8 protein-coding genes and 3 pseudogenes are annotated in these 10528 nt (G+C 68.1%); 5 read left to right on the top strand and 6 right to left on the bottom strand.

From position 1 onward, the window contains the following. The first annotated feature begins 110 nt into the window (after positions 1-110). Entirely contained in the window at positions 111-641 is a 531-nt protein-coding gene (locus SZ55_RS11850) for an alpha-ketoglutarate-dependent dioxygenase AlkB (RefSeq protein WP_044405833.1), read from the top strand. Here SZ55_RS11850 and SZ55_RS11855 read toward each other — a convergent pair. The 4 genes and pseudogenes from SZ55_RS11855 to SZ55_RS11865 form a co-directional block, all read right to left on the bottom strand. After that, positions 638-1705: an AI-2E family transporter gene (locus tag SZ55_RS11855; RefSeq protein ID WP_044405834.1), complete on the bottom strand. Its 1068-nt coding sequence runs from the start codon at positions 1703-1705 to the stop codon at positions 638-640. The genes SZ55_RS11850 and SZ55_RS11855 overlap by 4 nt on opposite strands. Positions 1706-1873: 168 nt before the next feature. Beyond that, positions 1874-2695: a methyl-accepting chemotaxis protein gene (locus SZ55_RS29065; protein WP_373467126.1), complete on the bottom strand. Its 822-nt coding sequence runs from the start codon at positions 2693-2695 to the stop codon at positions 1874-1876. Positions 2696-2731: 36 nt separating this feature from the next. Continuing rightward, a pseudogene (locus SZ55_RS29070) lies at positions 2732-3556 on the bottom strand (cache domain-containing protein); the annotation flags it as partial. Between the two features lie 117 nt (positions 3557-3673). Further along, positions 3674-4993: a Na+/H+ antiporter family protein gene (locus SZ55_RS11865; RefSeq protein WP_044405836.1), complete on the bottom strand. Its 1320-nt coding sequence runs from the start codon at positions 4991-4993 to the stop codon at positions 3674-3676. A gap of 468 nt (positions 4994-5461) precedes the next feature. On the opposite strand from SZ55_RS11865, the pseudogene SZ55_RS29075 reads away from it, so the two are divergent. The 3 genes and pseudogenes from SZ55_RS29075 to SZ55_RS11875 form a co-directional block, all read left to right on the top strand. Beyond that, positions 5462-6481, top strand: a pseudogene (locus SZ55_RS29075) (PDC sensor domain-containing protein); the annotation flags it as partial. A 378-nt stretch (positions 6482-6859) separates the two neighbouring features. After that, a pseudogene (locus SZ55_RS29080) lies at positions 6860-7387 on the top strand (methyl-accepting chemotaxis protein); the annotation flags it as partial. Between the two features lie 98 nt (positions 7388-7485). Then, positions 7486-8082 carry an NADPH-dependent FMN reductase gene (locus tag SZ55_RS11875; RefSeq protein ID WP_044405839.1) on the top strand — a complete coding sequence of 199 codons (597 nt, stop codon included), beginning with the start codon at positions 7486-7488 and terminating at the stop codon, positions 8080-8082. 52 nt (positions 8083-8134) lie between these two features. Here SZ55_RS11875 and SZ55_RS11880 read toward each other — a convergent pair whose 3' ends face one another. After that, complete coding sequence (locus SZ55_RS11880; RefSeq protein ID WP_044405841.1) at positions 8135-8881, bottom strand: anti-sigma factor family protein; 747 nt, start codon at positions 8879-8881, stop codon at positions 8135-8137. After that, on the bottom strand, positions 8878-9390 hold the full coding sequence (locus tag SZ55_RS11885; RefSeq protein ID WP_044405843.1) for a sigma-70 family RNA polymerase sigma factor: 513 nt from the start codon (positions 9388-9390) through the stop codon (positions 8878-8880). Before SZ55_RS11885 ends, SZ55_RS11880 begins: the two co-directional genes overlap by 4 nt. A gap of 130 nt (positions 9391-9520) precedes the next feature. On the opposite strand from SZ55_RS11885, the gene SZ55_RS11890 reads away from it, so the two are divergent. After that, positions 9521-10528 (top strand): catalase family peroxidase (locus tag SZ55_RS11890; protein ID WP_044405845.1); only part of this gene is annotated, 1008 nt, incomplete at its 3' end.

Consider the following 10528-nt stretch of genomic DNA (forward strand, 5'->3'; position numbering starts at 1 on the left):
CCAGGCAGGTGAAACCAGCAAGACCATGGCGCCAGCCGGCAAGTCCCGGCATCATCGGCAGCCTGCTCCAGCGGGCAATCCCGCCGCCGCACCCCATCAAGGACGAAGCTGTGCACCCAAGACCTGACCTGCTGTTCATCCCCGATTTCCTCGACGAGCCGGACAGGCACTTGCGCCAACTGCTCGAAACGGTCACCTGGGACACCCGCATGCGCGCGCGACGCACCGCCAGCTACGGGGTCGCCTACAACTACTCGCAGATCCACTACCCCGCCACGCCACTACCGGCCTGGGCCCAACGGCTTGGCGATCACATGCAGCCGGTCATTGGCTTCTCTGCCAACAACTGCCTGCTCAACCTCTACGAAGACGGCCAGTCATCCATGGGCTTTCATTCCGATGAGTGCGAGGTGCTGGAAACCGGCACCGGGGTGGCCATCCTCTCCCTCGGGGACTCCCGCGAGATCCGCTTCCGCAGCAAGGCCGACCGCGAGCACGAAGTGACCTGGACGCTACCGTCCGGCTCGCTGCTCTACATGGACCAGGCCGTCCAGGCCCACTGGCTGCACGCCATTCCCCGGACCGAAGCCGCCGGCCCGCGCATCAGCCTCACCTTCCGCCGCCTGCGGGCAGCGCCTTAAGGCAGGCGGACCCGCCGACGGGTGCTGACGAACAACCCCCAGCTGGCCATGAACAGCGCCGCCACCAGCGGGCCGATGACGAAGCCATTGAGGCCGAACAGCGAAATCCCGCCCAGGGTGGAGAGCAGCACCAGGTAGTCCGGCATGCGCGTGTCCTTGCCCACCAGGATCGGCCGCAGCAGGTTGTCCACCATGCCGATCACCAGCACGCCCACCAGCACCAGCACCACGCCCTGCCAGAGGTCCCCGCTGAGCATCAGCCAGGCCGCCACCGGCGCCCAGATCAGCCCCGAGCCCACTGCCGGCAGCAGGGACAGGAAGGCCATCAGCACGCCCCAGAGCAATGCACTGGGGATGTCCAGCAGCCAGAACACCACGCCACCCAACCCGCCCTGGATCACCGCCACCACCACGTTGCCCTTGACCGTCGCCCGCACCACACGGGTGAACTTCAGCTGCAGGCGACGCTTGTGGTGATCCGCCAGGGGCACCGCCGTGCGGATGTGCCGCACGATTTCCGGGCCGTCGCGGAGGAAGAAGAACAGCAGGTAGAGCATCAGGAAGAAGCCGATCACCACCTGGAAGGTGTCCTGCCCGATGGAGAACGCCTGGGTCGCAAGGAACTGGCTGCCCTGGGTGGCAGCGCCCACCAGGCGGTCACGCAGGCCGTTCAGGTTGTCCAGGCCGAAGCGCCCCAGCTGATGCTGTAGCGCCTGCGGGAGCAGGTCGATGAAGCGTTCCAGGTACATGCCCAGGTCCAGCTCGCCGGACTCCAGCCGGCTGTACAGATCGGCCCCTTGCTGCACCAGCAGCAGGCCGATCAGGCACACCGGGATGATCGCCACCAGCAGGCAAACTCCCAGGGTCAGCAGCGCCGACAGGTTGCCCCGCCCACCCAGGCGCAGGGCCAGGCGGCGTTGCAGTGGTGCGAACACCACCGCCAGCACCACCGCCCAGAAGGCGGCGCCATAGAACGGCAGCAGGATCCAGATGAAGGCCAGGGAGACCAGCACCAGCAGCAGGATCAGCGAGCGAAGTTCGAGGGGATAGCGAGAGGCGGACATGGGCGGGCGGTATCCAGTGGGGTTACCGGTTTAGTCCGCCAGTGTCCGCACAAAGTGCGAAGACTTTGCAGGTGCAGCGCCCGAAAGCGCCAGGGGTGGAGTCGCCTTGGCCCGAGCTTCAGCCCGGAACGCGAATGGCCTCGCGCCCCGAGCCGAACGGGCCGGCGATCAGATGCGGAACTGACGCACCAGCGCACCCAGGCGTTCGCCCAGGGCGGCCAGGGAGCGGGCGGTCTCGGCACCCTGGCGGGTGTCGTCGGCGACGCTGTCCACGGCCACGGCGATCTGGTGCACGCTGCGGTTGATCTCCTCGGCCACCGCCGTCTGCTCCTCGGCAGCGCTGGCGATCTGCGCGTTCATGGCGTTGATGGTGCCGATCAGCCCGGCGATGGCGTCCAGCGAGGCGCCGGCCTGGTTGGCCTGCTCGCTGGTGACCTCGCCGGCATCGCTGGAGCGGCGCATGGCGGTCACCGCGTCCTGGGTGCCCTGTTGCAGGCGGTCGATCATGCCCTGGATTTCCTGGGTGCTCTGCTGGGTGCGGCTGGCCAGGGCACGCACCTCGTCGGCCACCACGGCGAAGCCGCGACCGGCTTCACCCGCGCGGGCCGCCTCGATGGCGGCGTTGAGGGCCAGCAGGTTGGTCTGCTCGGCAATGGAGCGGATCACCCCCAGCACGCTGACGATGGACTGCACGTCCTGCTGCAGGCTGTCCAGGGACACGCCGCTCTCGCGGATGTCGCCCACCAGCGAGTGGATACGGGTGATGCTGCCGTCCACCACGCGCTTGGCGGCCTGGCCTTCCTGGTCGGTCTTCTGTGCGGCCTCGGCGGCCCCCTGGGCGCTCTGGGCCACCTCGTGGGCAGCGGCGCTCATCTCGTTGATGGCAGTGGCCACCTGGTCGGTCTCGTGGCGCTGGCGCTCCATGGCCTGCTCGGAGCGGTGGGCCTGGGCGGACACCTGGTCCACCAGGCCGGTGAGCTGCACGGTCATCTCGACGATCTGGCGCACCAGGCCGTGGATCTTCTCGACGAAGCGGTTGAAGGAGCCGGCCAGTTCGCCCAGCTCGTCCTGGCTGTTGATCGGCAGGCGGTGGGTCAGGTCACCGTCACCGGCGGCGATGTCGTCGAGGTTGGCCTTGATCTGCTGCAACGGACGCAGGAAGGCGTTGGCCAGGGTCGTGCCGACGATGCCGAACACCACCAGCAAAATCGCCGCAATCACCACGATGCTGGTGAGGATGGTGCTGATGCGCGCGTCGATCGCCTCCTGCACCTCGGCCACCTGGGCCTCGACGCCGTCCAGGTTCACCGCCGTGCCCAGGGCCATGTCCCACTTGGGCAGGTAATAGCTGTAGGCGAGCTTGGGCACCTGCACGCTCTCGTTGCCCGGCAAGGGCGAGCTGTAGAAGACGTAGCGGCTGTCATCCTTGGCGACCCGGACCAGTTCGTCGTTCACGGCCACGCCGTTGACGTCCTTGCGGCCGGAGAAGCTCTTGCCCACGTCCACTGGGCTGTCGCCACGGAACAGGCGGATCACCTGGGAGTCGTAGGCGAAGAAGTAGCTGTCCTTGCCGTACTTGATCTTCTTCAGGATCTCGATGGCTTTTTCGCGGCTCGCCATGTCATTGGCGGCCGACGCGTCATACAGCATCTGCACCGAGCCCAGGGCGATCTGCATGTAATGCTGCAGTTCACGGCGGTTCTCATCGATCAGACGCTCGCGGGTTTCCTTCACCTCACCCTCGGCGAGGCTCAGCAGGACCTTGGCTGCTGCGCCGCTGAGCACGACGGCGAACAGTATCACCGGCGCGAGCGCCAGCAGCAGGACCTTGGTTTTGAGTGTCAGGCGCATGTATCCATTCCTCAGGGCGGCAGACCGGGAAAACGAAAGGGGGACAGCCGAGGTATCGGCTGTCCCTTCATTAGCTATAGCGAATCGTGGGGAAAACGCGGCGGAACGAGCGCTCCGTCACAACACCATGGCCGCCAGCCAGCCGAAGGCCAGCAGGGGCAGGTTGTAATGCAGAAAGGTGGGCACCACGGTGTCCCAGATGTGGTTGTGCTGGCCGTCCACGTTCAGGCCGGAGGTAGGGCCCAGCGTCGAGTCGGAGGCCGGCGAACCGGCGTCTCCCAGTGCGCCGGCGGTGCCGACGATGGAGACGATGGCCAGCGGGCTGAAGCCCAGCTGCAGACACAGCGGCACGAAGATCGCCGCGATGATCGGCACCGTGGAGAACGACGAGCCGATGCCCATGGTCACCAGCAGCCCCACCAGCAGCATCAGCAGCGCGCCAAGCGCCTTGCTGTTGCCGATCAGCCCGGCGGAGGTCTCCACCAGGGTGGCCACCTGGCCAGTGGCGCGCATCACCTCGGCGAAGCCGGCGGCGGCGATCATGATGAAGCCGATCATCGCCATCATCTTCATGCCCTCGGTGAACAGGTCGTCCACCTGGCGCCAGCGCACCACGCCGCTGGCGGAGAACAGCAGGAAGCCCACCAGTGCGCCGACGATCATCGAGTCCAGCCACAGCTGCACCACGAAGGCGGCGACAATGGCCGCCCCGGCCGCCAGCAGGCTGCGGCGGTCGTAGGCCACCTCCACCTGCTCGGCGGCGGCGATGCGCTCCAGGTCGTAGACGCGCTTGCGCCGGTAGCTGAACAGCACCGCGATCAGCAGGCCCGCGACCATGCCCAGCGCCGGGATGGCCATCGCCTGGGTGACGCTGACGCCACTGATGTCCGCCCCGCTGCGGGCCACGTTGGCCAGCAGGATCTCGTTGAGGAAGATGTTGCCGAAGCCCACCGGCAGGAACATGTACGGCGTGATCAGGCCGAAGGTGATCACGCAGGCCACCAGCCGGCGGTCGATCTGCAGGCGGGTCAGCACGTACAGCAGCGGCGGCACCAGCAGCGGGATGAAGGCGATGTGGATCGGCAGGATGTTCTGCGAGGCGATCGCAACGCCCAGCAACAGCGCCACCAGTCCCCATTTCAGGGCACTGCCGCCGTTGCCATCCTGGCGCCCCACCAGCGCCAGCACCCGGTCGGCCAGCGCATGGGCTAGCCCGGAGCGGGAAATTGCCACGGCAAAGGCTCCCAGCATCGCGTAGGACAGGGCAACGGTCGCACCACCGCCCAGCCCCTTGTTGAAGGCCTCCAGCGTGCCGTCCACGCCAAGCCCACCCAGCAGGCCGCCCACCAGCGCACCCAGGATCAGCGCCAGCACCACGTGCACGCGCAGCAGGCTCAGCACCAGCATCACGCCGACTGCCACGATCACCGCATTCATTCCACTCTCCCGAAGGCCGCCCTGTTCAAGGAGAGCGGCAAAAAAAGCGGCGTACTCTGCCGAAAGCGAACGATACTGTCAAAACGGATACATGTTCAGAATGCTGAACGATACGTGCATAATCCTTGCATGCTGCGCCCGCAGCAGTCGTTTCGAGTTGGAAGCCCCATCGCCAGGACCGGCCTGATCAAGTATGTGGCCAGCTGGCCGATAGCCGCCTTGTAGTCTGACGAGAAGAAGGAAAAGACCATGCCGTTCAGTCGCCTTTCCATCCAGTGGAAGATCACCCTGCTCGCCGGCCTCTGCCTGCTGGCCATCGTGACCCTCCTGGTAGGCGCCTCCCTCTACCAGTCCAAACGCAGCGCCGAACTGGTGAAGGCCTCCAGCTCCCAGATGCTCGACCAGAGCGCCCGGCAACGGATGCAGGCCCGTGGCGAACTGCAGGCCATCCGCATCCAGCGCTACTTCATGGACGCCTACCAGTACGGCAAGGGCTTTTCCCGCCAGATACTGTTCCTCAAGGAACAGGCCGAGAAGCGCTTTCTCGACGCCTTCGACCTGCGCGAGGACCTGACCCGCCAGGTGCGCACCAGCCTCGAAGCCAACCCCAGCCTGCTGGGCCTCTACGTGGTCTTCGAACCCAACGCGCTGGATGGCAAGGACGAGCTGTTCAACGAGCAGGGCGAACTGGGCAGCAACGAGAAGGGCCGCTTCGCCCTCTACTGGTCCCAGGCCACGCCCGGCAAGCTGCTGTCGGAAACCATGGACGAGAAGATGCTCGCGGACAGCAGCACCGGCCCCAGCGGCTCGCCCTACAACGCTTGGTACACCTGCCCCATGCAGACCCGTGACTCCTGCGTGCTGGAGCCCTACTTCGACGATGTCGGCGGCCGCAAGATCCTCATGACCAGCATCGCCTTCCCGCTGATCCAGAACGACAAGGTCATCGGCGTCATGGGCCTGGACATCAGCCTCGACAGCCTCCAGCAGCTCAGCCAGCAAGGCAGCCAGGAGCTGTACGACGGCAAGGCCCACATCAGCATCATCAGCCCCGCCGGCCTGCTCGCCGGCCACAGCCAGGACATCGGCAAGCTCAGCCAGAAGCTCGACGCCGTCTTCGGTGCCGACGCCGCCGCCCTCACCTCTGCCCTCCAGAGCGGCAAGCCCAGCAACGTCGACAAGGACGGCATGCTGCGGGTGATGGAGCCCTTCAAGCCGATCCCCACCGCCTCGCCCTGGAGCGTGCTGCTGGAAGTGCCGGACAAGGTGCTGCTCGCCCCCGCCATCAAGCTGCAGAAGGAGCTGGACGCCCAGCGCGACGCCAGCAGCCTGGTTTCGGCCCTCATCGGCCTCGCCGCCGCCGTACTCGGCCTCGGCCTGATGTGGCTCACCGCCCTCGGCGTCACCCGGCCGATCCTCGGCGTGGCCGCCATGCTGAAGAACATCGCCAGCGGCGAAGGCGACCTCACCCGCCGCCTGGAATACGCCCGCCAGGACGAACTGGGCGAGCTGGCCGGCTGGTTCAACCGTTTCCTCGACAAGCTGCAGCCGATCATCGCCGACGTGAAGCGCTCGGTTCAGGATGCCCGGGGCACTGCCGACCAGGCCTCCTCCATCGCCGAACAGACCAGCGCCGGCATGCAGCAGCAGTACAAGGAAGTCGACCAAGTGGCCACCGCCTCCAACGAGATGAGCGCCACCGCCCACGACGTGGCCCACAGCGCCGCCCAGGCCGCCGAAGCCGCACGGGGCGCCGACCTGGCCACCCAGGAAGGCCTGGCGATGATCGACCGCACCACCAGCGCCATCGAGCAGCTGGCCAGCGAGATGAGCGCCGCCATGGAAGAGGTGCAAGGCCTCTCCAGCAGCAGCGAGCAGATCGGCTCGGTGCTGGAAGTGATCCGCGCCATCGCCGAGCAGACCAACCTGCTGGCCCTCAACGCCGCCATCGAAGCCGCCCGCGCAGGGGAAGCCGGCCGCGGCTTCGCCGTGGTCGCCGACGAGGTACGCAGCCTGGCCAAGCGCACCCAGGACTCGGTGGAAGAGATCCGCCAGGTCATCGAAGGCCTGCAACACGGCACCCGCGAAGTGGTCGGCTCCATGCACAGCAGCCACCGCCAGGCCCAGAACAGCGTCGAGCAGGTCGGCCAGACGGTGACCTCGCTGCGCAAGATCGGCGATGCCGTCACCGTGATCACCGACATGAACCTGCAGATCGCCAGCGCCGCCGAGGAGCAGAGCGCCGTGGCCGAGGAGATCAACCGCAACGTCGCCGCCATCCGCGATGTCACCGAATCCCTCTCGGTGCGGGCGCGGGAGTCGGCCGAGGTCAGCCAGAACCTCAACCGCCTGGCCAACCACCAGCAGGGCCTGATGGACCAGTTCAAGGTCTGACGCCATCGGCTCCACGCCCTGGCACGCCGGCGCTTGTTCGCCGGCGTGCCGCTCGCTAGCCTGCCTCTCCCCTTCCTCGTTCCTGCAAGGACAACACAATGCTCAACTACGCCATCGTGGCCGGCTCCAGCCGCGCCAACAGCCAGTCCGGCAAGGTCGCCCGCTTCATCCGCCAGCGCCTGGTCGACCTGAAGCTGGCCGATGAGGCCGGCACCTCGGTCATCGACCTCGGCCAGCAGCCGCTGCCACTGTGGCCCACCGAAGACACCGGCCCCTGGGTCGGCTTCCAGCAACAGCTGAAGGCCGCCGACGCGGTGGTGATCATCGCCCCCGAGTGGAACGGCATGGCCTGCCCGGCCATCAAGAACTTCTTCATCTATGCCAGCAAGGCCGAACTGGCCCACAAGCCGGGGCTGCTGGTGGGCGTCTCCTCCGGCATCGGCGGTGGCTACCCGATCAGCGAGCTGCGCGCCTCCAGCTACAAGAACTGCCGCCTCTGCTACCTGCCCGAACACCTGATCGTCCGCGGCGTGGAGAAGGTGCTCAACGGCGCCGAGGTGGCCAGCGAAGACGACCAGCGCATCCGCGACCGCCTGGACTACGACCTGGACATCCTCGCCAAGTACGCCACCGCCCTGCAGCCGGTGCGTGCCAGCATCGACTTCAGCAACCCCGCCTTCACCAACGGCATGTAAGCGCGCCGGCCCCGCCACACTGCGCGGGGCCGTCCCTCACAGCGCCCGCCCCTTACAGCGAAAGCGCCCGCTGCACCACCGCACCGCGCGGATCACCGCTGGGGCCCACCAGCGCGTAGTTGTAGCCATTGCGCGACCAGTAGCGCGCCTCCAGGTCACCGTCCTGGCGGCTGCCGCTGGGCATCTCGGCATAGAGCGCGCCAGGCGAGCGCAGGTACAGGCTGACCCGCTGGCCGTTGGCGTCCTCGAACAGCAGGATCGCCGCCGCCCCCTGCTCATTGGTCAGCAGCCGCCCACCCACCGGGCGCAAGCCGTAGGGCGACAGGTCGGGAATGCGCGACGCGTGGGTGAAACGCCGGTCCAGCCAGGCCTGGAGGTTGCCGGCATCGCCCTGCACATCCACCGCGACGCTGCCCAGGGCGAACAGGCGGTGCGCCTCCAGGGCGTCCTGCATGGGCGGGATGTCCGCCAGCAGGGTCTGCTCACGGGCCTGCCAGCCACCCACGCCTCCCAGCCCCAGGGCCAGCAGCAAGGCGGCCGCCGTCGCCCATTGGCGCCGTTGGCGGGCCAGCCGTGCGCGGCGGATGGCACGCGGGTCCAGCGCCGGGTTGGGCGGCAGCCCCTGCAGGTCGGCGAGGCCGGCACGCAGGTGCTGCATGTCCTGGCGCCAGCTCTCCACCTGGGCGGCAGCCTCGGGGTGGCGGGCCAGCCAGGCCTCCACCAGGCGGGCCTGCGCGGGGTCGAGCTGGCCGTCCAGGTAGGCGTGGAGATCGTGTTCGCTGGGTTCGAAGGAAGTCATTTGAGTATCCGCAACGAAGGGGGTGCGATTTCGCCCTCGGCCAGCGCGCGCAGGGCCTTGCGCGCGCGGGAGAGGCGGGACATGACAGTGCCGATGGGCAGGTCCAGGGCCTCGGCGGCCTCCTTGTAGCTGAGCCCCTCCACCCCCACCAGCACCAGCAGCGCGCGCTGCTCGGCCGGCAGGCGGGCGAAGGCATCGAGGGTCGAGCGTGCCTCCACCTGCGCCTCCAGCGACGGAGTCTCGTCGGCACCGGCCAGGCCGAAGAAACCCAACACCTTGGCGTAGCGACGGGCGCGCCGCTGCCCGTCGAGGAACTTGCGGTAGAGGATGGCGAACAGCCAGGCCCGCAGGCTCTCGGCCTGGCGCGGCCCCTGGCGGTCGCCCAGGGCGCGCTCCACCGTGGCCTGCACCAGGTCATCGGCACTGGCGGGCTCGCGGGTCAGCCAGAGGGCGAAACGGCGCAGGCGCTGCAGCAGTTCGCGAAGTTCGTCGTCATCGATGTCATGCATGGGGAACGGGGCTCGGTGCAAGGATGCTGTGGAGGAAGACGCCCCAGCCGCAACTTTATTCCAGCCGGCGGGAATAAATCCTCCGCTCGTACGTCCCACCGGCTCAATGACCTAGCCAGAGGAGCCATCCATGACCCCTTCCCCCTTCAGCCGCGCCCAGCTCGCCGGCCGGCTCTCGCTGATCGGCCTGGCGGTCGCCGGGCTGGCCGGCGCCTTCGCCTGGACCGCCGGCTGGATCGGCCCGCAGCGCCTCACGCCGCAACGCATCATCGACACTTTCGAAGCCAACGCCGGCCACTACCCCGGCTACCGCAAGAACCACGCGAAGGGCCTGTGCATCAGCGGCCAGTTCCAGTCCAGCGGCGCGGCTGCCGCCTATTCCCGCGCCCAGGTCTTCGCTCCGGGCGACATCCCGGTGAGCGGGCGCCTGGCCATCGGCGGCAGCAACCCCTTCGCTGCCGATGCCAGCGTGCCGGTGCGCAGCCTGGCCCTGCGCCTGCGCAGCGCCGACGGCCAGGAGTGGCGCACCGGCATGAACACCCCGGCGGTGCTGGCGGTGGGCACGGTGGAGGCCTTCTTCGAGCAAGTGCTCGCCTCGGCCCCCGATCCGGCCACCGGCAAGCCGGACCCGGCGAAGGTGCAGGCCTTCTTCGACGCCCACCCGGAGAGCGCGGCCTTCCGCCAGTGGGCCCAGACCAACAAGCCGTCCAACAGCTTCGCCAACGCCCGCTACCACGGCCTCAATGCCTTCCGCCTGGTGAACGCCGAGGGCCAGGCCCGCTACGTGCGCTGGGCGATGGTGCCGGAAGCGCCCTACGAACCCCTGGACGCCCAGGTGGACGACCCGGACTTCCTCGCCCACGACCTCTACCGCCGCCTGGCCCAGGGCCCGCTGCGCTGGCACCTGGTGCTGACCCTGGCCGAGGATGGCGACCCGGTGGACGACCCGTCCCGCGCCTGGCCCGCCGAGCGCCAGCAGGTGGAGGCCGGCACCCTGGTGATCGACCGCGCCCAGCCCGAGGACCAAGGAGACTGCCGCGACATCAACTTCGACCCGCTGGTGCTGCCCGACGGTATCGAGCCCTCGGCCGATCCGATCCTCGCCGCCCGCTCGGCCGCCTACGCCGTCTCCTTCAAC

The sequence above is a fragment of the Pseudomonas sp. FeS53a genome (assembly GCF_000931385.1).
In the GTDB taxonomy this organism is placed as follows: domain Bacteria; phylum Pseudomonadota; class Gammaproteobacteria; order Pseudomonadales; family Pseudomonadaceae; genus Metapseudomonas; species Metapseudomonas otitidis.

Bases quoted from the DNA above. Each gene is read 5' to 3' on its own strand.
- SZ55_RS11855 (WP_044405834.1), bottom strand. From the start codon at position 1,705: ATGTCCGCCTCTCGCTATCCCCTCGAACTTCGCTCGCTGATCCTGCTG.
- SZ55_RS29065 (WP_373467126.1), bottom strand. From the start codon at position 2,695: ATGACCGTGCAGCTCACCGGCCTGGTGGACCAGGTGTCCGCCCAGGCC.
- SZ55_RS11865 (WP_044405836.1), bottom strand. From the start codon at position 4,993: ATGAATGCGGTGATCGTGGCAGTCGGCGTGATGCTGGTGCTGAGCCTG.
- SZ55_RS11875 (WP_044405839.1), top strand. From the start codon at position 7,486: ATGCTCAACTACGCCATCGTGGCCGGCTCCAGCCGCGCCAACAGCCAG.
- SZ55_RS11880 (WP_044405841.1), bottom strand. From the start codon at position 8,881: ATGACTTCCTTCGAACCCAGCGAACACGATCTCCACGCCTACCTGGAC.
- SZ55_RS11885 (WP_044405843.1), bottom strand. From the start codon at position 9,390: ATGCATGACATCGATGACGACGAACTTCGCGAACTGCTGCAGCGCCTG.